Source organism: Streptomyces sp. NPDC001709, assembly GCF_053596375.1.
Genome location: NZ_JBSFGB010000005.1, coordinates 106,038 through 129,096, shown reverse-complemented (window position 1 = coordinate 129,096; position 23,059 = coordinate 106,038). Strand labels below are relative to the sequence as shown.

Here is a 23,059-nt window from a genome sequence, read left to right as displayed (position 1 = left end):
GCGGCTGCCTGTGTGTGCTGCTGCCGTGTACGGCCTTCGCGCACCGGCACCGGCCCAGTGACCTGGATGTCACCGGCCGCCCGTACTGGACGACCACGCCGGCATAGCCCCTGAGTGACGCATCACCGTCGGTTCGGCCGCGCGTGACGACAACAACATCCCTATCCGTGACACTGCGGGGTGAGTGACATGAGTATTCGCCTGGTGGAGGACGTGAGTGACGGTACCTACGTCCTGGACGTCCTTGACATCACCTTGACCCCCGAACTGCCGCGGCTCGGGCACCAGATTCGCTGGGAGATGGCCGGCCACCTCAAAGAGACCGTCGACCTGACCCGGGTCACCTGCAATGTGGTCATGAAGTTCGGTCCGGTGAAAATGCTTGACAGGAACTACAGGCTGCCCGACCTGCTGGCGGGCGTGGGAGCGAGCCTCTCGGGTGACCCCAGGCCGCCCGCCGGGCCTTGGAAGCAGGCGTGGAACCTTCAGCTTCCCGAGTCGGTGCCGGTGGCCGAGCACCGGATCCGCCTGCGCGCGCGGACGGAGAACGGAAAGAACTTCTTCGCGTTTGACATCCCCCTGAATTTCAGCCATAGGTTCCGTCTGGCCGCGACGAGTGGCTTCGGAGCCTCACCCGTGTTTCACAGCGCAGGCTGTCGCTGGCGGTGATGGGGCAGGTGGCTGGGCCGGGGATCAGTCCAGGCCTGCCTGTGGGTGGCCGGGTGGAAGCTCGTTCAGGTGGATTTGTTCTGCCAGTGGGCGGCCGCCTGGTTGCCGTGCGAGCGGGTCGGCGGGGCGGTCCGGGGTGGGGCGGGTGCTTGCACCGGTGATGCGAGGAAAGCAGCGGGCAGCCATCAGGAAGCCGAGTGCCGTCAGCACGAACGGCCATGTGAAGGGGTGGCCGCCGGACGGGGCGAGCAGGGCGGCGACGGCCGGTGTCAGGGCGGTCGCGGTCGCGGCACCGAGCAGTGCGTACAGCAGCGTTGCCCGGGTGGCCGCCAGGAACACCCCGCAGAGCGCCAATGCGACGAGCACCGCGTTGTAGCCCATCGTGCCGTCGGCGATCCGTGCGGCCGGCGCCCCGAGCGCCCAAGCCGTCAAGATGCCCGTCGCGCTGCCGCAACAGGCCACCCACCCCGCCACCCGGCTCGCCAGGAAAAGGCCCGCGAGCAGCAGAGCCCCCGCGTACCACTGATCCATGAAGAAGACTTGGGACAGATTGCGCAGGAACGCCCCTGCCACGTCATACGGTCGCAGGACGGTGGGTCCGGATGCCGCACGGGGCAGTGCGGCGATGTTCTCGCCCGGGGGCCAGATCCGTTGGAAGGCGGGCGCGGCCACGGTGACGGCGCCCGCCAGGAGGCAGTAGGGCAGGGTCAGCGTCGGCAGATCCCAGACGTGCAGCAGCTGGGTGACGGCCGCCGTGACGACAGTGACCATGAGGCAGGCCGCGACGGTGAGCAGTACCGTGGCCGGCCTGGCCGCATCGAGGAACACGGCGAAGCACAGCGCGGTCAGACAGGAGTTGAAGCCTTCCAGTCCCGACCGCACCCGGTCGCGGGTCACGCCCAGCAGACGAGCGGCGCCGGTGCCGAGGGCGGCGCCCCCCAGGCCGTAGGCGCCGTACCGCCAGTCCGCGGTGCACAGCGCAAGGGTGAAGACAGCGCCTGACCAGGCATTGTCCAGGAACATGACCTGGGCGAGGCCGCGCAGCACGCATGCCCCGAACTCCAGGCCGTGTCTCTGGTCCCGCTCCCGGGAACGGGCCGGTCTTCGCCCGCCCCACCCCTTCCCGGGCGCATCTCCGTAGCCGTGGACCTTCATCCGCATGCGGCGCCGCATACCCCAGCCCCCACCGATCTTTTCCGCTTAGTGACACTATCTTTCCACAATGCGACATTGCAGCACAGGGGTAGCAGGTGGGCGGAGGGGGGAGTACGTCCGCGGGCTCCTGGCATGATGAGCCGCCGTGGGCTCGGGCACCCGTGCCACACCACCAGGAGGCTCCGCATGATGTCGCTCGATCTCCACCCGGTCTTCCGCAACAACCGCGACATCGAACTGGCACTGCGCCAGTTCCTCTTCAGGGCCAACCACTCGGGTGAGCCCGTCGTGGAGATCATTCCGGGCAAGGGTTCCGGGCGCCTGAAGGCTCGCGTTCTCGCGTTCCTGGACCAGAACCACATCAGGAAGCTGTACGTCCGGCGTGAGGTGGACACGGGCAACGCCGGACGGATTCTCGTCTACTTCCAGTGACAGAATGAGGACGGTCCGCGGGCTGTTGACCAGGAGCGCTTCCTGCGCTGGGACATCGCCTGGCTGATGGCGGCGTGGGCCCCACGGGCCGCCGGCGACCGGCTGGATCTGACGGTGGACGCCGTCGTCGTCGCCACGTTCCTGGACGACCAGTTCGACGGTCCCCTGGCCGCCAGCCGCGCCTCGTGGCGGCTGCTTGCCGGGCCTTCACCGACGTGATCACCTCGGGCGGAGCCGCACCGGACGGCGCAGGTCCGCTGGTCGGCGCGTTCGCACAGGTATGGCGCCGCCTGGCGCACCAAGCCTCGCCTGCCTGGCTGGAGAGCACCGGGCGGCACTGGCAGTGGTACCTGAACGCCTACGCCGAAGAAGCCGGCAACCGTGCGCGGCACCGCATCCCGACTCGAGCCGAGCACTTCGCGTTGCGCCGCGATTCAGGCTTCGTCTACGCGATGCTGGATCTGAGCCAGAAGGCGTACGACTTCGAACTCCCGCCCCACCTGTAGGCCGACACTGCACAATCTGGTCCTGGTCATCGAGAACGAACTCGGCTGTGACCGCAACGCGGCGATCACCGAAATCCAGCGGCTGATGGGCGGCTGGTGCGAGGAGTTCGTCGCGCTGGAGGGCACACTCCGGGGCGGCCCGTCTCAGCACGATACGGCGGTCCTCGCGGCGATGGCGGACTGTATGCGCAGCGCGATGAGCGGATATCTGCGGTGGAGCCGGACCTGTCTGCGCTATGCCCACCTGGTGCCCCCGGTCGAGCCGGCCCTCGTCGCCGATCTCCTGACCGGCCGCTGAGCACCGCCGCGCGTCTGCTGTCCCACCGTTTCGGATGGTGGCGCCGAGCCCTGGTCGTCGGCTCGGGAATCGCACAGCGTCCCGGCGTGCCGCTACTGCGTCCCGAGCCGTCCTCGCACTCGCATCCCCTCACCACCGCCACCTTCCCCTCGTATCCCATGAGCAGCCGGACCGATCGTCACCTCGGCAGGTTGGTATTCGAGCCCTGGACGCACTAGGTCAGCCGAGTTGGGAAAGACACAGCAAGGGCGCATCGTGTTCAACCGGGCCCGATGAGATGACCGCACACCGATGTGGAGGCAGACATGGCCGGATTCCTCGACAGGGCGAAGGAGCAGGCTCAGCAGGCTCTCCAGCAGGGAAAGGAGAAGGTGGACGAGATGCAGGCCCAACGGGCCGGAGGTGACCTGCTGAAGAAGCTCGGCGCGGCCTACTACGCGGAGAAGCGTGGATCTGGCACGGAACAGGCGACCCAGGATGCCCTGAACGCCTTGGAAGCGCACATCAGCGCACACGGGGACGGCTTCCTGCGTTCGTAGTTACGTCTCAGCAGGCAGCGGCGTCGACCGGAGACGGGATCACCGCCCGGTCGACGCCGCTGTCCCGACTGCCTGCCGTGTGGGCCGCGAGCCGCGGATCCCGGTCCCGTGCACTGGCTGTCCGCGGACTCGAGCCCCCACTACTCGACGGCAGGGTCCTCCTGGGCGTGCCGCAAGGCTGTCTTCACGGCTCGCTCCACCTCGTCCCGGCCGGCCTCGGTGGCTTCGGCGTGCGCGGTGATGGCCGCCTGTACGGCCTCGGACGCCTTGTGCCAGCGGCGCCATTGGGCTTCGTACTCGTCACCGGTGAGGCCGGCGAGCTTGGCGCGTTCTTCTTCGGCGAGCCGTTCCAGCTTGATCAATTCATCGGGGACCTCTGCCATGGGCAGGGATCCTAGGCGGCTGGTGTGACGGGCCGACGACAAGGCTTACCCCCCGATCGGGTAGATCCGCTACTGGGCTCACCCCCGCGAGCGTGATCACACCGCGGCCGATGTGTCAGCCCAGCAACCCAGACAGCACCGCCGTCGTCGCGTTCAGCAACTCCTCGGCAGCCGGGCCGCCCGCGGCCGTACGGGCGAGCAGACCTTCGCGTGCGGCCAGGATCACCTCGGCGGCCTGCTCGGCGGAGGCCCCCGGCGGTACCAGCTCCGGCAGCACCCGCTCCAGCAGGGCCGCCAGCGCGGCCGTCACCGTGCGGTCGTGTGCCGCGACCCGGTCGGCGAGCTCGGATGTACGGGCGGCCAGCAGGCGGAACTCCAGGATGAGCAGGATCCACCCGGTTTCGGCGGCCTCGACCCGCAGCAGCGCCTCGACGAGCCGCCGCGCCCGCTCCTCGGGCCCCAACTGTTCGGCCGCGGCGGTCAGATGCTCCAGCTCGGTCATCCGCTCGGCCGCCTGCTCGTCGAACAGCGCCAGCAGCAGATCCTCCTTGGTGGCGAAGTTCGAGTAGAAGGCCCCGCGGGTGTAGCCGGCGGCGGCGCAGATGTCCTCGATGCTCGTCCGCGCGTATCCCGCGGACAGGAACAGCTCGCCCGCCGCCGACAGGATGCGGGCTCTGGTGTGGACGCGGCGCCGCGGGGGCCGGGGCGCGCGGGGCTCGACCGGGGAGGAATTCACAGCCTCACGATACATGGTGTATTCAATACGGGTCGTATTGAAAGAGATCGCGAGAGGACCACCCGTCATGAGCCGACTGCTGATCACCGACGCCCACCTGCTCCACCCCGAGAGCGGCATTCGTACCGACCGGGCCTGGATCGAGGTCGCCGACGGCCGGATCGTCGCCACCGGCACCAGCCGCCCGCCCGGCGCCGGGCAGGACGTACGGGTACTCAAGGCGGCCGGCGCCACCGTGCTGCCGGGGCTCATCGACGCCCACGTCCACCTGCTCGTCACCTCCCTCGACCTGCCCGCCATCGCCTCCTGGACCCCCGGATACCTGACCGTCCGGGCCCTCGCGGAGGCCGAACGCATGCTGCGGCGCGGCTTCACCACCGTCCGTGACGTCGGCGGCGCCGACCACGGCATGGCCCGGGCCCTGGCCGAAGGGCTGGCGCTCGGCCCGCGGCTCGTCCACGGCGGAAAGGCGCTCTCACAGACCGGCGGACACGGCGACCTGCGTCCGCTCGGGGACGACTCGGTGCCCTGCTGTGAGAGCCGCCCCCACTTTGCCCGGATCGCCGACGGTGTCGACGCCGTCCGCGCGGCGGCCCGGGACGAGTTCCGCAAGGGCGCCGCCCATCTGAAGGTGCTGCTCTCCGGCGGGGTGGCCTCGCCGCACGACGAGATCGCGGCCGTCCAGTACAGCGAGGAGGAGATACGCGCCGCCGTACAGGAGGCGGAGAACCACAACCGGTACGTCACCGTGCACGCCTACCACCCACGCGCCATCGATCGGGCCCTGCGGGCCGGCGTCCGCTGCGTCGAACACGGCAACCTGATCGACGACGCGACCATCGCCCTGCTGCTGGAGCGGGACGCCTTCCTGGTGCCCACCCTGGTCGCCTACGAACAGACGGCGAAGCTCGGGCGGCAGTCCGGCCTGCCGGAGTCGTCCTACCGCAAGCTCATCCAGGTCCGCGACCATGGGCTGGCCGCACTGGAGAAGGCCCACCGCGCGGGCGTCAATCTGGTCTACGGCAGTGATCTGCTCGGGCCGCTGCACCCAGCCCAGTTGGAGGAGTTCACACTGCGCGCCGAAGTCCAGCCCGCCGCGGACGTGATCCGCTCCGCCACCAGCACGGCGGCCCGCCTGCTGCGGATGGAGGGCGAGATCGGCACCCTCGCGCCGGGCGCGCACGCCGACCTGCTTGTCGTGGACGGTGACCCCCTGGCGGACCTGGCCGTCCTCACCCGTCCAGAGCGACACCTGCGGCACGTGGTCAAAGCCGGTGCCGTCCTTTGAGAAGGCCACCCCCCGAGCCTGAGGCGTGTGGTGCCACCGCTGAGTGGCTGAATCCCTGGGCTCGGCAGCGTGTCCGGGCGGGCGGGGATGGCGGCTTGGTGAAGGTTTGTCAGTGACGTCGTTGTCGGGAGGAATTGTGAAGCGTCGCGTACTGGCGGTCTTGGCTGTCGCCGTAGCTGGGCTGGTGCTGCTCGCGGTTCCGTCCGCAGCCGGCGACGGCGGTCGGGACGTGGAGAGCAACGACTGGAATGTCCCACTCACCAACATCGGCGTGTAGGACTCGGTCCGCGGTCGGGGAACGCCGGACCATCCCTATCCACGCGCGCTCTGCCCGGACAGGCTGCGCCGCGTCGTGAGGCTGTGGCACTGTGGGAAGCGGGCCGGGTCCGTCGCATTCCCCCGTGGCGACGGGCCCGGCGTCATTCGTCACCAAGCGGGATGTGAGCTGACGCCGTGTCCGTGACCGGCACCGCCGCGGCGGCAGGTTCAGCCACACCGACGCTGTGACCCGTAGGACTTCTGCGTCCGAGCGTTGGTCGAGGTCGCCGACCTGCCCGGCGTGGCCATGGTGACCAGCTACGTCACCATGAAGTCGCCCTCCACCGGCACCACATGACGGTCCCAGTGCTTACGCGCCGCAAGCGCTTGGAGTCGCCCATGGATCCGGTGGAAACCCCGATACCGACGTGGCACCCGGAGCCGTTGGCGGCCGAGGCGGCGTCCAACGGGAACCGCGGCGGCAATCTGGGCATCGGCTGACCCGCGACCGTGGGTTCAGAGCCTGCCGGGTCGGCCCGCCCGGGGATTGCGGGGCCGCGAAACGGAAGCTGTCCGCGACGGAGCGCACCGTGCTGACCGGCACAAACGCTGCCGGTTCCGGCCCGGTCCTCCGGTACGCCGGCCGGTGCCCTCGGGGGGCTGCATGGGCGAGGCGGACGCCAAGAGCACCGGCGGACTGGGCCACGGACCCGGGCCGGGGATCCCGGCCGATGGAGCGCATCACCCGGCTGTTCCTCGGCCCCGCCGACGCCGGGACATGGTCCTCGCGGACACCGCCGTACGCGGCGGTGTCGCTTCGCGAGGAGGCTTGTGGCAAGACTCGGGTTGTGCCGCGGAACCGGAGGCCGAAGGCCGGGGCCTGCGGAAATGGGAGTTGCGAAGTGCGCGTTTCGGGTCTCAGGAGAGGGACGCGTGCCTGCGTCTCCGTACCAGCAGCACGGCGGCGGCGCCCAGAGCGAAGCCTCCAGCGCTCGCGCCCGCCCACACGGCCGTCGGTACCCCGTCGTCATGAACGGAGCCCTGGGTAACGGTGAGGTAGCTGGTCTTCTTCACTCGCCCGCTGTGGCTGACGATGGTGACGGGGTACGAGCCCGGCTTCAGGTCGGGCTTGATCCGCGCCGGGCCCCAGAAGAGCGGGTCATCCCCCTCGTGGCCCTTGAGGAGATCGAACGACAGCTTGGCGGGGGCCTGGAACGCCGGGGACGTCGCGGTCATCCGCTCCTCCTCCCCGGGGTCCGGATACGCGTCCTGCCACCTGACATACACCGTCCGGCCCGCCGCGATCGTGAACCCCTTGACCCGGGCGTCGAGCGGATAGCCCGCCTCCCCGAAGAACGCGGGGCCCGTGGCCTTGCCCAGATAATCGTCGTCACCGGGGTGGGCCGAGCGGACCTCCAGCCGAGTCCCGGCTTTCCGCTTCCCATCCGCATCGGTCACCCACACGGCGTACGTCCCGTCGTGGAGGGTGCGCCGCAACGGCACGTCCAGGGCCTTGAAACTACGGGTGTTGTTCCAGGACTCCTTGTCGTGTGCGAGGCGGACCGGCGAGGTGAACGCCGTCGAATGGGCCGAGAAGGACCTGCCGGTCTCTCCGGGGTACAGGTCGTCGAAGAACAGATTCACCTTGGTACCCGGCCGCTTCGCGCCGCCTTGGTCCACGTCGATGGAGGGACGCTTCGGCGGCTTGACCTCGATGGTGTCTCGGGCCACGACCTTGCCTCGGGCCTTGACGACGAGCGGATACGATCCGGGCTTGGCCGACGCCGGGATAGGAGCCTTGACGCCTTCCACGCTGGTGTCACCCGCGGGATCGTCCATCGGGATCGGGGCCGCGAAGACCGGCGATTCGGCCACCAGGTGCACGCCCGGCTTTCTGGTGTAGTTGAGCAGATCGATCCCGATGGCCTCTCCGGGGCGTGGGCCCGCATACGCCTGGCTGATCGTCGGAGGGTCTTGGTCTGCCGCCGCCGGCCCCGCCAGGACCCCACAACTCAGCACCCCACCGCAGACACCGACGGCGACCCCCCGCTGCCAGCTCGCCCTCATGGCGCCCCCTCTCGCTCACACAGGAAGAGGGCATGACCGACGCAGCGGTTGTCCGGCCCGGGGCACCCGCACGAGGACAGGCACACCGGTCCACCCTCCCCAGGTCCTGAGCGGCCTCTCCGTCTGAGTCGGACGCCTTCTTCACCGCCCGCCGTTCCCACCGGGACGCCCCTTGGTCATGGTGCAGGTGGGTGACGAGAGCCAGCTGTACCCGCCCGGGCCGCGAAGGCCCGGGAAACGGTAGGGCCTCGTCACGCAACGACAGCATAGGTGAGGTGTCCTGGAGCAGATCGCCCCGTCAGCGTGAGGTCGGTTCCCTGCTGGACCCCGCCCGAAAACGACTGCCCGGCCACGGGCGAGCGCATCGCCCCGCTGGATCCGGCGCCGCCACAGGTGCGCATGGCCGACTGGAGCGGATCGCGGAACGACGCACGTCGCTCACCCGCGCCCAGGACGACACTCAGGATCTGCACGAAGGCGCTCTTCGTGTCGCGGGCACCGTCCCGGGTACGCGTCGTGGACAGCCCGGATCGTACGAGGGGAGCGACCGTCATGCCCCGTCCGACCGGCGATCGGCGGGCGCACGGCACACGGCTGGGGAATCAGCCGCCGACAGCCCGGTCGCCGTTGCGCCTGCCCCACTCGTCGCGGACGGGGGTACGGCGTCCGGGCTGGGGTATGGCGATCGGAGCGCTGTGCGTGTCGGCCTCGGCCGTTCTGCTCGACCTGGCGCACACCACGCCCGGAACGGCCTCGTTCTACCGGTGCGTCCTGGCGCTGCCCGCCCTGCTGATGCTGGCAGGTGTGGAACATCACCGTGAGGGTGCGCCGGCCCGTCGGCGATACGGGCTCGCGTTCGCGGCAGGGGTGCTGTTCGCCGGGGACATGCTGCTGTGGACGCAGGCGATCGCAGAGGTGGGAGCGGGGCTGTCGACGGTGCTGGTGAATGTGCAGGTGGTGCTGGTGCCGTTGATCGCCTGGGCGGTCGACCGGGAGCCGGTCCCCGCTCGCTTCCTGAGCTGGCTGCCGCTGCTGCTCCTCGGCGTCCTCCTGACCGGTGGCCTCCTGGAACATGGCGTATCCGTCGGCACCAACCCGCGCTGGGGCACCGTCCACGCCGTACTCGCGGCGGTGTGCTACTCCGGATTCCTCTACCTGCTGCGTCGCGGCGGCCACCGTGGGCAGGTGCGGCAGGTGTACACCGTGGTCATCGTGTCGGCCGCGGCGGTGTCGCTGCTCGCCGGCCTGGCGTGGTACGGGTTCGACAGCGCGCCCGGTTGGCGGGTCCTGGGCTGGCTGCTGGCGGTGGCGGTGTGCAGTCAGGTCGTGGGCTGGCTGCTGGTCGCGACTGCCTCGCCGAAGCTGGCCAGTCACGTCGGCGCCGTTCTGCTGCTGCTCACACCGGTAGGCGCGGTGGCGCCGGGCGCCGTGGTCCTCGGCGAACGCCCCACTCCGCTGCAACTCGCAGGGTGCGGCCTGATCCTGATCAGCGCCTACTTCACCACCGCCCACAAGCCCGCGGCGGGCCACGACCCGGGCGGGAGGACCGAGCGGCGGCCCGGCGGCGCCCGCCCGGAAGACGCCCGCGCCTCCTCCCGCCCGGCGCGACACCGCGACGCCGGGAGCTGAACACCGCCCGGTGCCGATCCCGCAGGTCCCGCAGATGCCGCAGATGCCGCTCGACCCGAGGCCACCGGTCCCGCCAGCGCCAGGCGCTGAACGCGTCACAGGCGCCGAACACGCCACAGGGGCCGATCGCGGCGCACCCCCGGGCTCTGGGCACGTGTCCTTCCAGGGAATGGATGCGTTCCCCGGCGGGTACGCGGCGCGGGTGGCCGGTGCCGCTGTGAGTCTGTTGCGGCGTACGGTGCCCGGGGCCGGGAAGGGTGGCTCACCGCGCACCGTGCTGGTCGTGATGTGTGTGGGCTACTTCCTGGTGCTGCTCGACGTGACGATCGTGAACGTCGCGCTGCCGAGGATCGGTTCCGGGCTGGGGGCCGACGTGAGCGGCCTGCAGTGGGTGGTGGACGGCTATGCACTGGCACTGGCGTCGCTGATGCTGACCGCCGGCACACTGGGCGATCTGCGCGGACACAAGCGGATCGTGCTGATCGGCCTGATCGTCTTCGGAGTGGGCTCGCTCGCATGCGGGCTGGCTCCCGGCGTCGCGGTGCTGGTCGCTGCCCGGGTGCTGCAGGGAGTCGGAGCCGCGCTGCTGCTGCCCGGGACGCTGGCGATCATCAGTGATGCCTTTCCCGACGGGGCTGCGCAGGCGAAGGCGATCGGTGTTTGGGCGGGTATCGGCAGCCTGGCCCTGCCCGCGGGACCGTTGTTCGGCGGGGCACTGGTCGACGGCTTCGGCTGGCGTGCGATCTTCCTCCTCAACGTGCCGATCGTGCTGCTGGCCCTCGCCTGGACCGGAGCAGTCGTCCGGGAGAGCAGGGCCCCGCAGGCCAGGAGTCTGGATGTGCCGGGATTGCTGGCGGGGAGCGTGCTGTTGCTGACGACGACGTTCGCGTTCATCCAGGGCGGACGCTCGGGCGCCGGGTCGGTGCCGGTCCTCGCGGCCGCGGTGGTGGCCGTCGCGGCGTTCGTCTCGCTGGTGCTCGTCGAGCGGCGTCGCGGTGATCAGGCCATGCTGCCGCTGGCGTTGTTCCGGCGGCCGGGCTTCGATGTGGCGAATGCGGCGGCCGGGACGATGAACCTGTGCACCCTGGGCACGCTGTTCGTGCTGATGCTGTTCCTGCAGTCGCTCCAGCACCGCTCGCCGCTCGACGCGGGGCTGGCGATCGTTCCGCTGTTCGCGCCGCTGGCCGTGCTCGCGCCGTTCGGCGGACGGCTCACCAGCCGGATCGGAGCCCGTCTGCCGAACGGTGCCGGACTGCTTCTCGCGGCGGCAGGGCTGGCTTTGCTGATCCGGGTGACGCCCTCGACGGGCTACGGCGCCATGCTGCCCGCATTCCTGCTGTGGGGCGTCGGACTGGGCCTGCTCACCCCCGCCGTCGTCGCCGCGGCCATCGCCGCCGTGCCCGGCGAACGCTCCGGGCTCGCCTCGGCCATCAACAACACCGCACGCCAGGCCGGCGGCGCGATCGGCATCGCGGTGGCCGGCGCCATCGCCGGCCAGCCCGGCGGCGCGCATTTCCTGCGGGGCTTCCACACCGTCGCCCTGGGCTCGGCGCTGCTCTACGTCGCCGCCGCCGTCCTCGCCCTCGGCCTGCTGCCCGGTCATCTGCTCGCCCGGTCGGGGCGCGACCGATCGGCCGACCGGAGGACGCGGCAGACACGCCGACGCCGGGAGGACGGCGGTCACGACCGGGTGAAGCAGCGCCATGACTGAGCCAGCCGGTTGCACCTACGGCACCGGCGCGGCGGTGAGTTGCCCCGTCTCCCTCGCTGAACTCGACGAACCACGCCGTACCGCGGGCCTGGGACGACGAGGCCTGGCTGGACTACAGCACGAGATCGGGCTGCGCCACACCCGAGCAGCCAAGAACCGTACGGACAGAGCCGACGCCCCCCACCGCATCGGGCGCGAATCAGCGGGTCGGAGGCCGCACTTCCGGATGATCGAGCCGTAGAGCAGCGGGGCCGCCGGCGCAGTCGCCCGCGGTCACACCCCCACCGCGCCGTCAATGCGTTCGCGGATCAGGTCGGCATGTCCGTTGTGGCGGGCGTACTCCTCGATCATGTGGATGAGCACCCAGCGCAGGGAGACCGTGCCCCGCCAGGGGTCGTGGCCCTCGATGTCGAGATGCGAAGCCTCGGCGACGAACGCTTCCGCGAAGGCGACTTCGGCGCTCCAGGCCGCCCAGGACGCCGCGACGACGTCGGGGTCGGGGCTGGCACCGTCGAAGTCGCCCTCGGGGATGTCCGGGGCGGAGAAACGCAGTTCGACGTCGTGCCCGGCGAGCACGGCCCGGAACCAGCGGCGTTCCACGTCGGCGAGGTGGCGGACAAGGCCAAGCAGGGAGAGCGAGGACGGTGACACGGACCGCAGGGCCAACTCCGGCCCCAGCCCGGAGCACTTCAGCTTCAGGGTGGCTCGCTGGGCGTCCAGCACAGCCACGAGCATGCTCCGCTCGTCACCGGTCGCGGGGCCGCTGAACCGGTGCTCGCTGCCGGTGCCGTTGAACAGTTCGATCCGTCGGTCGGGAATCTGCATGCCCACATCATGGGCTCAGGGGGACCGCCCCCGGAACCCGCGATCATTTCTGGGACGGTGGCGTGGCACGGGCGCGGAAGGTGCGTCGGTAGCCTGTGGGAGTCGTGGCGGCGTCCCTGGCCATGTGGAGCCGGAGGTTGGTCGCGGTGCCCAGGCCGCAGCGGCGGGCGATCTCCTCGACGGGCAGGTCGGTGGCTTCCAGAAGACGGCGGGCTTCCTGCAGGCGCTGCGCGTTGAGCCATCTCAGGGGTGTCGTGCCGGTCTCGGTGGTGAAGCGGCGGGCAAAGGTACGCGGGGAGACGGCCGCCTGCCGGGCGAGGTCGGCGACGGTCAGCGGCCGGTCGAGGTGCCGGACGGCCCAGGCGCACACGGAAGCCATGCTGGTGCCTTCGGTGGGCATGGGGCGGGTCAGGTACTGGGCCTGTCCGCCGTCCCGGTGAGCCGGGACGACGAGTCGGCGGGCGAGGTCTGCCGCGGCCTGGGCGCCGTGGTCCTCGCGTACCAGGTGCAGGCACAGGTCGATCCCGGCGGCGAAACCGGCGCTGGTCAGGACGGGTTCCTCAGCGGTGTAGAGGAGGTCGGCGTCGACGTCGACCTTCGGGTGGCGACGGGCGAGTTCGTCTGCGTCCATCCAGTGTGTCGTAGCACGCCGGCCGTCCAGCAGCCCAGCCGCAGCGAGAGCGAACGCGCCGGTGCACACCGAAACCATGCGTGCGCCGCGTGCCGCCGCGGAGCGCAACGCGTCGAGGACGGGTGGCGGGGGCGCGGTCAGCGGATGGAAGCCGGGGACGACCACGGTGTCGGCCTCGGCGAGCGCCTCCAGGCCGTGGGGCGCCACGAGGTCGAATCCCGTGGTGCTCGGCACCGGCCCGGACGCGGCGGCGCACAGCGTGAACCGGTAGGCGCCCGGCCCGCCTGGATCACCGAAGATCTGGGCCGGTATGGCGAGGTCGAAGGCGACCACGCGGGGGAGGGCGAGCGCCACCACATGATGCATGGCAGTAATCTTGCGGACACAGGCATTACTGCCGCTGGTGTGGGGTCCGGCGCCGGGAGATGGTGGAGCGGTCCCGGGACACCCCGTGACGTACTGACCCCCTGTTCAGGAGCACACCGATGCGTTTCCTTGACGCCGCGTCCCACACCGCCGACCGCCCCTGGGGCGCCCTTGAGCTGGCTGAACTCGATACGGCGACGGTCCGTCTGCACTGGACCGACCAGCCGTACGTCTGGCACGTCAACGACGGGCCCGAGGTCTTCGTGGTCCTCGACGGTGCCGTCGACATGCACTACCGCGTAGACGGTGTCGAACGCGTTGAACGGCTGGTGCCCGGCCGGGTGTGCTGTGTCGAGCCCGGCGACGCCCATGTGGCCCACCCCAGGCCGCAGGCCCGCATCCTTGTCGTGGAACGCAAGGACAGTGCGTGACAGGGCATCTGCGGATCCGGGGCAAGCGACTACTGATCAACTCACCTGGTGGGCGGCTAAGTTGGCCCCATGAGGATCCTGCATCTGTCCGATACGCACCTCGATCGCGCTGGCGGCCCGGACGCCGACGGGGCTGACGGCACTGCCGCCCTGCGACGCATGCTCGCCGACGTGAGCCATCTGCGCGACCTGGACGCTGTCGTCGTCACCGGGGACGTCGCCGACGACGGTTCCCGCGAGGCGTACGCGCGGGCCCACGACATTCTGGGCGGCTACGCGCGGGAGCGAGGCGCGTCCGTCTTCTACACGACCGGCAACCATGACGAACGCGGCGCGTTCGCCCAGGTCCTGGGCGTCGGCCATGACCACCCTGAGGCGGTGTACGAGGGAGCCGAGGATGAGCGGGCCGCTGCCAGCACGGTCGACGGTTGGCGACTGGTGACGCTTGACTCCTTGGTGCCCGGCAAGGGCTACGGCCGGCTCAGCCGGTCTCAGCTCGACTGGCTGAGCGAGATGGTGGCAACCCCCGCGCCGCGTGGCACCGTGCTGGCTTTCCATCATCCACCGGTCACGCTGGACGTCGAGGTGCAGCGGGCGCTCGGGCTCCGCAACGCCCAAGAGCTGGCGGCGGTGATCCGCGGGAGCGATGTGCAGCTCATCCTCTGCGGCCACTTCCACCTCCAGCTCCTCGGTCATCTGGAGCAGGCCACGGTCTGGGTCACCCCCGGCGTCGTCAGCCGTATCGACCTCACGGCTCGCCCCGGCACCGAGCGCGCGGTGCACGGTCCCTCCGCCTCCTTGATCCAGCTCGGCACACCGCACGGCCCGCTCATTCACACCCTCCACGCCCGTGATCCCCGAATGGGCCAGACCGTCTATGAAGCCGACGAGAACGAGATGCGGGAGGTCATCGACAAGCTCGGCCCCTACCTGGCGATCACGGAGCCACGGCGCTCGGAGTTCACTTAGGCTCACATGCCGGGATCATCGAACTGGTCGAGGTCGAACTGGTCGAGAAGGAAGTCGACCGGTGCGGGGCCCGAGGGGGCGGAAGTGCCGTCGGGAAGAACCTGTTCCGCCCAGATGACCTTGCCGCGGGGCGTGTACCGCGTCCCCCAACGCTGGGCGAACTGCGCCACCAGGAACAGGCCCCGTCCGCCTTCGTCCGTGGTCGCCGCCCGCCGCAGGCGTGGCGAGGTGCCGCTGCCGTCCGACACCTCGCAGATCAGACAGCGTCCGTGCAGCAGCCGTACGCCGACCGGCGGCGAGCCGTACCGGATCGCGTTCGTGACCAGCTCGCTGACGATCAGTTCCGTGGCGAATCCGGTCTCCTCCAGCCCCCACTCCAGCAACGTCTCCCTGCAGCGCGCCCGCACCGAGGGAACCAGCGCCGGGTCCGGCGGCACGTCCCACTCGGCCACCCGCGAGGGCGGGAACATCCGCGTACGTGCCGTCAGCAGAGCGATGTCGTCCGAGCAGTGCGACGGCTTCAGCGCGTCGATCACCGCCTGACACGTCTCCTCCGGAGTGCGGTCTCCGGAGCCGCCCAACGCCCGGCTCAGCTTCTCCATCCCGACGTCGATGTCGTGGGTGCGGTTCTCCAGCAGACCGTCGGTGTACAGCACCAGGTGTGAACCCTCGGGCAGGGAGACCTCGGCGGTCTCGAAGGGGTAGCCGCCCAGACCGAGGGGTGCCGAGGCCGGCACACGAGGACAGACGACCGTCCCGTCCGGGAGCACCACCACCGGTTCCGGGTGTCCGGCACGGGCCATCGTGCAGACCCCGGCCACCGGGTCGTAGACCGCGTACAGACAGGTCGCTCCGGTCACTCCTTCCCCCTCGTGGCTGTCCGCGGCGTCGCCCGTGTTCTCCTCGTTGTCCATGCGGACGACAAGGTCGTCCAGATTCCCGAGCACCTCGTCCACGGGCAGGTCCAGGGTGGAGAAGTTGTGCACCGCGGTGCGCAGCCGCCCCATTGTCGCCGCCGCGTGCAGCCCGTGGCCGACGACGTCACCCATCACCAGGGCCACGCGCGCGCCCGGCAGCGGGATGACATCGAACCAGTCCCCGCCCACCCCCGCCTCCGCGGGCAGGTACCGCCAGGCCACCTCCAGCGCGTCCTGCTCCGGCTGCCCCCGCGGCAGCAGGCTGCGCTGCAGGGTCACCGCCATCGCGTGCTCCCGGGTGAACCTGCGGGCGTTGTCGAGGGCCACAGCCGCCCGTACGGCCAGTTCCTCAGCGAAGGCGAGATCCTCCGGCTCGAACGTCGGGGAATCCACCGTCCGGTAGAAGTTCGCCACGCCCAGCGCTACGTTCCGCGCCCGCAGCGGCACGGCCACCAGCGATCGCAGCCCGCAGTCCAGGGCCTTCCGGGCACGCTCAGGATCCTGCTCCAGCCAGCCGCGTGCCTGCCGCAGGTCCGCCTCCAGCATGCCCCGCCCCTCCTGCAGCGTCCGCATCTGCGGGGTGCCGGCCGAGAACGTGATCACTTCGCCCAGTGGATACACCGGCATCATCCGCTGTTCGCCGCCGATCGCCGCCCGGCGCAGATGCCGCCAGCCCTCCGCCGTCGGCTCCCACCCCCGCAGCACCGCGTCGAGCAGATCCACCGTGACGAGGTCGGCGAACTGCCGCGCCGCCACGTCGGCCAGCTCCTGGGCCGTACGCTCGACGTCCAGCGTCGTCCCGATCCCCACCCCGGCCTCGTACAGCAGCTTCAGCCGCTCCCGCGCGACCTCGGCCCGCCCCGAGACCGCTGCCAGCTCCGTGGTGTCCCGGAGGGTCACCACGCTGCCTCCCCGGTCGGTCCGCGGGTACGTCGGCCGCTTGTTCACCGCGAGCAATCGGTCCCCCGCGAGGTGCACCTCATCGGTGACCGCCTCCGGTGACGACAGCAGGCGCAAGACCGGCTCCGGCAGTCCCAGCTCCCGCACCGGACGCCCCAGCGCGTCCGCCGGCAGTCCGAGCAGCCGCCCCGCCTCGTCGTTCGCGAGCAGCAGTCGTCCATCGGCGCTGGTGATCAGCACCCCTTCCCGCACCGCGTGCAGCACCGCGTCGTGGTGCTCGTACAGCTGCGCCAGCTCCACCGGGGCCAGGCCGTGCGTCTGCCGCCGCAGCCGCCGGGACACCAGCGTCGTTCCCGTCATGGCCAGCGCCAGCGCGGCCGCGCCGCTGGCCAGGATGATCGGCAGCTGCGGCAGCCACATTCCCGCCACGTTCTTGACCGTGATTCCGGCGGAGACCAGGCCGACCACCTTGCCGCGCCGGTCGGTCACCGGGACCACCGCCTGCACGTCCGTCCCCTTGCCCGCGGGCAGTGGCGGCCCACCGGCCTGCTCGACGACGGTACGGCCCTGCAGCGCCGGTGCGATGGTGCCGACGAACTTCTTCCCGATCTCCTGCGGATAGGGGTACGTGTAACGGATCCCCTTCGTGCTCATGACGATGACGAAATCCACGCCGGCGCGCTTGCGCGCCTCCTCGGCCCGTGGCTGGAGCACCGCCGTCGGGTCCCGGCTCTGCAGCGCCTCGGCCACACCAGGGGCACTCGCGAACGACTGGGCCGCGACGACCGACTCCCGTCGCCCCTGTTGCAGAGCTTGACTCGCCGCCTGGAGCATCATGCCCACCATCGCGGCCACGACCAGCAGGACCACGATGACGACCTGCAGAAGGAACACCTGACCGGCCGCACTGTGCAGGTCCAGCAGGGAGGCGCGACGTTCGCGCGAGCGTCCGACGGGCGGATGACGTTCCGGGCCCCGAGGGTGCCCGGAAAATACCTCCATACACCCTTGATAACACCACTGCGGGGAAGCCGTCGCTGATCAAGCCCGTCGCGCGGCTGCTGTGGCCCGGCCCGGCAGCTGGTCGGCGGGCATGGGAGCATCCGCTCTCACGGAACCAAGTCCGGTATGCCCCGATAAGATACCTTTTGTGATCAGGACAGGACGGCCTCCGCGTCACCGCCCTCCATACGGTGGCCGACGCGAGACCGTACTGCTGTCTCCCGTGATTCTCACCGTCCTCATCACCGGCCTGGCCTTCGCCACCCCCAGGGAGATCGCCTTCAGCCGTCTTCTGCCCGCCGCACCCGCCCTCGCCGCCGCGATGTGGCCCGTGCTCGCGACGATCCTGCTGGGGGCTTTCTGCCTGATGGTCATGATCGGGCTCAGCCTCGTCTACTCCGATCTGGGGACGCCCTACACGGCGGCCGCGATCGTCGCGGTCACCTTGGCGGCCGCCTACACGAGCCATCTCCGGCTCCAGCGAGAGGAGACACTCTTCCAGATCCGGCTCGTCGCCGACGCGGCGCAGCAGGTGCTGCTACGTCCGCTACCGCGCCGGGTCCAGGACGTCGAGATCGAGTCGCTGTATCTCGCGGCCCAGGAGCAGGCCCGGATCGGAGGCGACTTCTATGAGGTCGCCGACACGCCGTACGGGGTCCGGCTGCTTATCGGTGACGTGCGCGGCAAGGGCCTTTCGGCGGTGGGGGCGGCCTCGGCGGTGATCAACTGCTTCAGGGAGAACGCGTACGACCAGCCCGACCTGAGGGGCATCATCCATCGCTTGGAGACCAGCATGTGCCGCTACAGCGTCGCGATCCTCGACCCGGATCAGCCTGAGCACTTCGCCACCGCTCTGATCGCCGAGATCCCGTACGTCGGCGGGCACGTGAAAATCCTCAACTGTGGGCACCCCCCGCCCCTGCTGATGCAGAACGGAGAGATCCGCGTCCTCGAGCCCACCGTCCCCTCACCGCCCCTCAACCTCGCGGCGCTCCTCGGAGACGACTACGACGACTACAACGTCGACACCATCGCCTTCGCCTCAGGCGACCAGATGCTGCTCTACACCGACGGCGTAACCGAGACCCGGGACCGCACCGGCACGTTCTTCCCACTACCGGAGTGGATGCGGCAGCTCGGCCCGGCGGCGCCCCGTGAGCTGCTGGACCGGCTTCACCGAGACCTGCTCCACTACAGCGGCGGAAGGCTGGATGACGACATCGCGGCCGTCGCCGTTCGCTGCAGGTGCCCCAGGGCTCAAGACAGCTCTGCGTAGACGGCTGGAAGCGGTGTCGGGGCTGTGTCTGCCCCGGTGAGGGGCCATCGCGTCGACGGGCTCCTGGCTCCTTCCGTTCATAGCCAGGGTTGTCGCGGCGCGGCTGGACCACTTCGGCCAGCCCGGAGCGTCCATGTGCAGCGGCTGCGTGACCGTCCGATTGCGGCGTTCATCGGGCTCCTTGTGCACCAGCGCACCGACACCCAGCAGCGCGCGGATGCGGCGCACGCGGAAGGATCTGCCGGCCCCTTTGCGTACGACCGTCACCCGTCGGCCGGTGCGGGCCACCTACACTGAACGCCCGGCTGGAGGTGGAACGGCATGTCACGGCCGACATCGCCCACGAACTGCGTACGCCCGTGGTCGGTCTGGTGACCGCCGTCGGCCTGCTGCCCCCGGCCGACCCGTCGAGCTGGTCAGCGGCGGCGTGCACCACCTGCGCCGGTTCGTCGAGGACGTACTGGGGGTGGCAGGCCACGACGTACAGGGCATCGAGCAGGCCCAGCGTGAGGAGGTACGGCTGGGCGAGCTGGCGTGCCGGAGCCGTGGCCGCTACCGGCCGGGAAGCCGACGTACGGGTGTATCAGGACGCGGTGGTGGAGACCGATCCGCGCCGGGTCGAGCGGATCCTGGCCAACCTGGTCACCAACGCCCACCGGCAGGGCGTCCCGTCAGTGACCCTGGAGGTCGACGGGCAGAAGGCCCGCAAGGCTTCCGCACCGGGGCACGGGAACGTGGCACCGGGATCGGTCTGGGCCTGACCATCGTCATGGGCCAGGCCCAGGTCCTGGGCGCCCAGGTGACCTACGAGAACCCGCCGGAAGGCGGCGCCCGGGCAACCCTGGACCTGACACCCGGCAATGACCGCCCGGCCCCGGCGGCAAGCCCGAGCCGTTAGTTGGCGACGTACTGCGGCGCGGAGTTGGGAGCCGGGGCTGCCTGCGGAGCGGAATAGGGGTCTGCTTGCGGGGCGGAGTATGGAGCTGGGGCTGCCTCCGGGGCGGGGTAGGAAGCTGGAGCTGCCTGCGGAGCGGGGTAGGAAGCTGGAGCTGCCTGCGGGGCGGAGTACGGCGCCGACTGCGGGGCGTAGAGCGGTTGGTTGTACCGGTAGCCGCCCCACGAGGCCGTGGCAGTGGCCTGCGAGTTGGCTACCGCGGTGCCGCCCCCCATGGCCACGGCGGTGGCCTCCGAGTTGGCCACGGCGGTGATCTGCGGAGGGGCGCCGTAGCCACCGGCAGCGCTGACGCCGGTGCCGAGGACGGAGAGCCCCGCGACCGCTGCGGCTACGACGGCAACGCGCTGAATCTTGCGCATGGTTCGACCCTTTCGTACCAGGGCATCAAGCCCCGGGGTTGACTACTCAACGTGAGCATATATGCGCGTTTTGTGGCGATTTGGGATAAGCGGGGTTTCGTATGTCGTGTCGGTCCTTCCGCTCCACAGACCGAGGTCGTAGCCGGCTGCGGCGGGACAACGGCACCCCGCTGCAACTCAACGACGTCGCCCACCTCGCCAAGGTGGGGGGTGGCCACCGTCTACCGTCACTTCCCGACACCGGAAGCCTTGATGGAGACGCCGCTGACGATTCCCGTTCACCGGGTGGTGTCCTGCGCGACGGTGAGACGGACCGGGCTGCGGACGTGGACGACTAGGTCGTGCCCGTCGTCGGCCAGCGCCTTCGCCGTGTTGTGCCCGAGCCCGCTGGATGCTCCACCTCATCCCAGGGTGAGGAGCACCTTGGTGGCACGCCGCTCGTGCATCGCCTTGTAGCCCTCCGGAGCCTGCTCCAGTGGCAGGTGAGGTCGAAGTTCATTCCGGGGATGGCCACGTCGTAGTTGACGCCGACGAAGCCCAAGTGCCCGCCCGGACGGCTGGCGTCGATCGCCTGCATGGTCGACTCCTGGGTGCCGACGGCCTCGACCACCGAGTGCGCCCCGAGGCCGCCCGTGAGTTCCTTGATCTTCGCCACGCCCGCGTCACCGCGTTCCTCCACGATGTCGGTCGCGCCGTAGAACTGGGCCAGTTCCTGCCGCTAGGGGTGGCGGAACATCGCGATGACCCGCTCGGCGCCCAGCCGCTTGGCGGCCAGGACGGCCATCAGGCCGACCGCACCGTCACCGACGACCGCCACCGTCCTGCCGGGGCGGCCTGGGCCGCGACGGCGCCGTACCAGCCGGTGCCGAGCACGTCGGAGGCGGCCGGCAGCGAGGGGATCAGCTCCGCATCCGGCTGGCCCGGTGTAGCCACCAACGCCCTCGCCCGCGCCCTGTTCGTGCCCCTGTTCACCAGCCGGACCGCGGACGAACGCTGCCGTCCCAACTTCGCCCGCTACTCCTTCCTCGACCCAGGCGCACACCGTTTCGCCGACGACTGGGACAGTGCCGCCAGTACGACCGTCACCCTGCTCCGCACTGAGGCCGGTCGCTGTCCACACGACAAGGAACTGCGCGAACTCATCGGAGAGCTGTCCACCGTAAGCACCGAGTTCCGCACCCGATGCGCCGCCCACGACGTGCGCATCCACCACGGGCCCGCCACCGGCGCCGGACGCCACGACAGCGACGGCGTCACCCGTGACTCGTCCAAGTGACCGTCGGGTTCGCCCCGGGCCGGCTCAGCCGCGCGTTGCTGCGGCCGGCCCGGGAGCCGCTGCGAAGCCCGGAACCCGCCGGGAGCGCACGTGGCCACGCGGGGAGGCGGCGCTCATGGGGGAGTTCAGTGCCCTGTTCGCCGGCGTCATCGAGTGCTGACTCGCGCCGCCGGCGCAGCGCATCACAGCGTCGCGGTCGTCCCCTCCCCGGAGGCGCTGCCCGCGAGCCACTCGTCCCATCCCAGGTTGAAGTCGGCGTAGCCGTTGTCGGCCGGCGCCTTGGCACGGGTCGAGCCGGTGATGGTGACGGGGTCGCCCTGCTTGACCTGGCCGTAGAACCACTTGGCGTCCGACATGGACAGGTGGACGCAGCCGTGCGAGCCGCGGGCGCTGCCGCTGCCCGGGTTGGGGTCGCCGGTCGAGTAGTGCACGTACGTGCCGGACTGGGTCAGGTGGATGTCCCAGGGCAGCGTCAGGTCGTAGTAGTTGGGGCTCCCCTTGTCGCAGCTGATGCCGACGCTGCAGGAGGTCATGTGGACCTTCTCCTCCTTGTCGATGACGGCCATCGTGCCGTTCCACGTCGGATACTGGGGGCTGCCCGCATTGATCGACAGGGTGCGCACCAGCTTGCCGTTCCGGGTCACCTTCATGGTGTGGCCGGTCACGGAGACATCCGCGCGCACGTCGTCGCCGACCGTGAAGGTGTGCGTGTAGGTGCGCACGCCGTAGCGTCCGTTGCCGTTGCTGACGCCCTTCATGTCAGCGTCGATCTTCACCTTTGTGCCGGAGGGCCAGTACGTCTTCGGCCGCCAGTCGGCGCGCTTGTCGCCGAACCAGTGCCAGGCGCCGGCCACCGGCTGCGACGCGCTGACCTTCATGTGCTTCTCCACCGCGGCCCGTGCCTTTGCCGCCACCGGGTTCGTGAAGACCACCGAGATCGGCATGGCCACGCCGACCGTGGTTCCCGTCTGCGGGGTGATCGTGTCCAGCAGCATCGGCGGGCCCGCGGGCTTCGTCGGTGATGGAGAGGCGCTCGCACTCGGCTTGCCCGGCGCCTTTGCGTCGTCCCCGCCCGCCTTGTCACTGCCGCCCCCGCAGGCACTAACGCCCACCAGCATCGCACCCGTGATGAGTGCGATCCCTATGCCGCCCTTGCGCCGTCCCACGACCTGCCCCGCTCTCTCGCTCCTCGGCCCTGACGGGCCCGACCCCCTGTCAGACAGCGAAGGCATGGCCCGTAGTTGCGATGCGTCGCGTAAAACCTGTCCCAAAACTCTGTTCGCACCGCCGGGTCGAGGACCGTGGTACCGGCCTGTGCAGAGGGCACGGCCGGCCCGGCGGGGGAGTGGTCTGTCATGCCGTGACCGTCGGCAGCGGGGGGAGGGGGCGACGCCGTCCGTGAGCGCCTGGCGTGCGGTCTTCTCGTCGACGCAGCGGCTGCGTTTGCCCGCGTTCCAGTATCCGCCGCAGGTGGTCGCGCG

General features: G+C 70.4%; 25 protein-coding genes and 1 pseudogene. 15 read left to right on the top strand and 11 right to left on the bottom strand.

Annotated features, from left to right (window positions below):
* Nucleotides 1-189: 189 nt before the first annotated feature.
* Complete coding sequence (locus ACWC0C_RS09530) at nt 190-669, top strand: hypothetical protein (protein ID WP_449196509.1); 480 nt, start codon at nt 190-192, stop codon at nt 667-669.
* A gap of 24 nt (nt 670-693) precedes the next feature.
* Here the strand turns inward: ACWC0C_RS09530 and ACWC0C_RS09525 are convergent, their stop codons facing one another.
* Nucleotides 694-1,830, bottom strand: coding sequence for an urea transporter (locus ACWC0C_RS09525; RefSeq protein WP_450862889.1), 1,137 nt, complete (start codon nt 1,828-1,830; stop codon nt 694-696).
* A gap of 180 nt (nt 1,831-2,010) precedes the next feature.
* Between ACWC0C_RS09525 and ACWC0C_RS09520 the strand changes: the two genes are divergently transcribed.
* The 5 genes from ACWC0C_RS09520 (at nt 2,011) to ACWC0C_RS09500 (ending at nt 3,599) form a co-directional block, all read left to right on the top strand.
* The gene (locus tag ACWC0C_RS09520; protein ID WP_449196511.1) at nt 2,011-2,256 is read left to right on the top strand and encodes a Smr/MutS family protein; all 246 of its coding nucleotides are present in this window, start codon (nt 2,011-2,013) and stop codon (nt 2,254-2,256) included.
* Between the two features lie 66 nt (nt 2,257-2,322).
* The gene (locus tag ACWC0C_RS09515) at nt 2,323-2,475 is read left to right on the top strand and encodes a hypothetical protein (RefSeq protein ID WP_450862887.1); all 153 of its coding nucleotides are present in this window, start codon (nt 2,323-2,325) and stop codon (nt 2,473-2,475) included.
* A complete protein-coding gene (locus ACWC0C_RS09510) occupies nt 2,442-2,762 on the top strand; it encodes a terpene synthase family protein (protein ID WP_450862885.1) in 321 nt (106 codons plus the stop codon). The genes ACWC0C_RS09515 and ACWC0C_RS09510 overlap by 34 nt, the downstream gene beginning before the upstream one ends.
* 85 nt (nt 2,763-2,847) lie before the next feature.
* Complete coding sequence (locus ACWC0C_RS09505; protein ID WP_450862883.1) at nt 2,848-3,060, top strand: hypothetical protein; 213 nt, start codon at nt 2,848-2,850, stop codon at nt 3,058-3,060.
* A gap of 305 nt (nt 3,061-3,365) precedes the next feature.
* The gene (locus tag ACWC0C_RS09500; protein WP_449196515.1) at nt 3,366-3,599 is read left to right on the top strand and encodes a hypothetical protein; all 234 of its coding nucleotides are present in this window, start codon (nt 3,366-3,368) and stop codon (nt 3,597-3,599) included.
* Nucleotides 3,600-3,739: 140 nt separating this feature from the next.
* Here the strand turns inward: ACWC0C_RS09500 and ACWC0C_RS09495 are convergent, their stop codons facing one another.
* Together ACWC0C_RS09495 and ACWC0C_RS09490 are read right to left on the bottom strand one after the other, a co-directional pair.
* Nucleotides 3,740-3,982 carry a hypothetical protein gene (locus ACWC0C_RS09495; RefSeq protein WP_449196516.1) on the bottom strand — a complete coding sequence of 81 codons (243 nt, stop codon included), beginning with the start codon at nt 3,980-3,982 and terminating at the stop codon, nt 3,740-3,742.
* Nucleotides 3,983-4,097: 115 nt separating this feature from the next.
* Nucleotides 4,098-4,718, bottom strand: coding sequence for a TetR/AcrR family transcriptional regulator (locus tag ACWC0C_RS09490; protein ID WP_450862880.1), 621 nt, complete (start codon nt 4,716-4,718; stop codon nt 4,098-4,100).
* Nucleotides 4,719-4,785: 67 nt separating this feature from the next.
* On the opposite strand from ACWC0C_RS09490, the gene ACWC0C_RS09485 reads away from it, so the two are divergent.
* Nucleotides 4,786-6,006, top strand: coding sequence for an amidohydrolase family protein (locus tag ACWC0C_RS09485; RefSeq protein WP_450862878.1), 1,221 nt, complete (start codon nt 4,786-4,788; stop codon nt 6,004-6,006).
* A gap of 136 nt (nt 6,007-6,142) precedes the next feature.
* Nucleotides 6,143-6,283: a hypothetical protein gene (locus tag ACWC0C_RS09480; RefSeq protein WP_450862876.1), complete on the top strand. Its 141-nt coding sequence runs from the start codon at nt 6,143-6,145 to the stop codon at nt 6,281-6,283.
* 899 nt (nt 6,284-7,182) lie between these two features.
* Here ACWC0C_RS09480 and ACWC0C_RS09475 read toward each other — a convergent pair.
* Together ACWC0C_RS09475 and ACWC0C_RS09470 are read right to left on the bottom strand one after the other, a co-directional pair.
* On the bottom strand, nt 7,183-8,331 hold the full coding sequence (locus ACWC0C_RS09475; RefSeq protein WP_450862874.1) for a hypothetical protein: 1,149 nt from the start codon (nt 8,329-8,331) through the stop codon (nt 7,183-7,185).
* A 251-nt stretch (nt 8,332-8,582) separates the two neighbouring features.
* On the bottom strand, nt 8,583-8,885 hold the full coding sequence (locus tag ACWC0C_RS09470) for a hypothetical protein (RefSeq protein ID WP_450862872.1): 303 nt from the start codon (nt 8,883-8,885) through the stop codon (nt 8,583-8,585).
* 124 nt (nt 8,886-9,009) lie between these two features.
* Here ACWC0C_RS09470 and ACWC0C_RS09465 point away from each other — a divergent pair, with 124 nt between their 5' ends.
* Together ACWC0C_RS09465 and ACWC0C_RS09460 are read left to right on the top strand one after the other, a co-directional pair.
* On the top strand, nt 9,010-9,960 hold the full coding sequence (locus tag ACWC0C_RS09465; protein ID WP_450862870.1) for a DMT family transporter: 951 nt from the start codon (nt 9,010-9,012) through the stop codon (nt 9,958-9,960).
* A 286-nt stretch (nt 9,961-10,246) separates the two neighbouring features.
* Nucleotides 10,247-11,671: an MFS transporter gene (locus ACWC0C_RS09460; protein ID WP_450863179.1), complete on the top strand. Its 1,425-nt coding sequence runs from the start codon at nt 10,247-10,249 to the stop codon at nt 11,669-11,671.
* A gap of 273 nt (nt 11,672-11,944) precedes the next feature.
* Here ACWC0C_RS09460 and ACWC0C_RS09455 read toward each other — a convergent pair whose 3' ends face one another.
* Entirely contained in the window at nt 11,945-12,496 is a 552-nt protein-coding gene (locus ACWC0C_RS09455; protein WP_450862868.1) for a mycothiol transferase, read from the bottom strand.
* A 43-nt stretch (nt 12,497-12,539) separates the two neighbouring features.
* Nucleotides 12,540-13,493, bottom strand: a complete 954-nt coding sequence (locus tag ACWC0C_RS09450; RefSeq protein WP_449196523.1) for a GlxA family transcriptional regulator — start codon at nt 13,491-13,493, stop codon at nt 12,540-12,542.
* Nucleotides 13,494-13,612: 119 nt separating this feature from the next.
* Between ACWC0C_RS09450 and ACWC0C_RS09445 the strand changes: the two genes are divergently transcribed.
* Both ACWC0C_RS09445 and ACWC0C_RS09440 read left to right on the top strand, forming a co-directional pair.
* Entirely contained in the window at nt 13,613-13,924 is a 312-nt protein-coding gene (locus ACWC0C_RS09445) for a hypothetical protein (RefSeq protein WP_449196524.1), read from the top strand.
* 69 nt (nt 13,925-13,993) lie between these two features.
* Nucleotides 13,994-14,893 (top strand): metallophosphoesterase family protein, encoded by a 900-nt coding sequence (locus ACWC0C_RS09440; protein WP_450862865.1) that lies wholly within the window; start codon nt 13,994-13,996, stop codon nt 14,891-14,893.
* Nucleotides 14,894-14,895: 2 nt separating this feature from the next.
* Here the strand turns inward: ACWC0C_RS09440 and ACWC0C_RS09435 are convergent, their stop codons facing one another.
* Entirely contained in the window at nt 14,896-17,712 is a 2,817-nt protein-coding gene (locus ACWC0C_RS09435) for a SpoIIE family protein phosphatase (RefSeq protein ID WP_450862864.1), read from the bottom strand.
* Nucleotides 17,713-17,935: 223 nt separating this feature from the next.
* Between ACWC0C_RS09435 and ACWC0C_RS09430 the strand changes: the two genes are divergently transcribed.
* Together ACWC0C_RS09430 and ACWC0C_RS09425 are read left to right on the top strand one after the other, a co-directional pair.
* On the top strand, nt 17,936-18,988 hold the full coding sequence (locus ACWC0C_RS09430) for a PP2C family protein-serine/threonine phosphatase (RefSeq protein ID WP_450862862.1): 1,053 nt from the start codon (nt 17,936-17,938) through the stop codon (nt 18,986-18,988).
* A 311-nt stretch (nt 18,989-19,299) separates the two neighbouring features.
* Complete coding sequence (locus tag ACWC0C_RS09425; protein ID WP_450862860.1) at nt 19,300-19,749, top strand: hypothetical protein; 450 nt, start codon at nt 19,300-19,302, stop codon at nt 19,747-19,749.
* A gap of 133 nt (nt 19,750-19,882) precedes the next feature.
* Here the strand turns inward: ACWC0C_RS09425 and ACWC0C_RS09420 are convergent, their stop codons facing one another.
* Nucleotides 19,883-20,302, bottom strand: coding sequence for a hypothetical protein (locus ACWC0C_RS09420; RefSeq protein ID WP_450862859.1), 420 nt, complete (start codon nt 20,300-20,302; stop codon nt 19,883-19,885).
* Between the two features lie 401 nt (nt 20,303-20,703).
* Nucleotides 20,704-21,238: pseudogene (locus tag ACWC0C_RS09415) on the bottom strand (zinc-binding dehydrogenase); the annotation flags it as partial.
* Between ACWC0C_RS09415 and ACWC0C_RS09410 the strand changes: the two are divergent.
* A complete protein-coding gene (locus tag ACWC0C_RS09410) occupies nt 21,165-21,578 on the top strand; it encodes an MmyB family transcriptional regulator (RefSeq protein ID WP_450862857.1) in 414 nt (137 codons plus the stop codon). The pseudogene ACWC0C_RS09415 and the gene ACWC0C_RS09410 overlap by 74 nt on opposite strands.
* 182 nt (nt 21,579-21,760) lie before the next feature.
* Here ACWC0C_RS09410 and ACWC0C_RS09405 read toward each other — a convergent pair whose 3' ends face one another.
* Nucleotides 21,761-22,744, bottom strand: coding sequence for a L,D-transpeptidase (locus ACWC0C_RS09405; protein WP_450862856.1), 984 nt, complete (start codon nt 22,742-22,744; stop codon nt 21,761-21,763).
* Nucleotides 22,745-23,059: the final 315 nt, after the last annotated feature.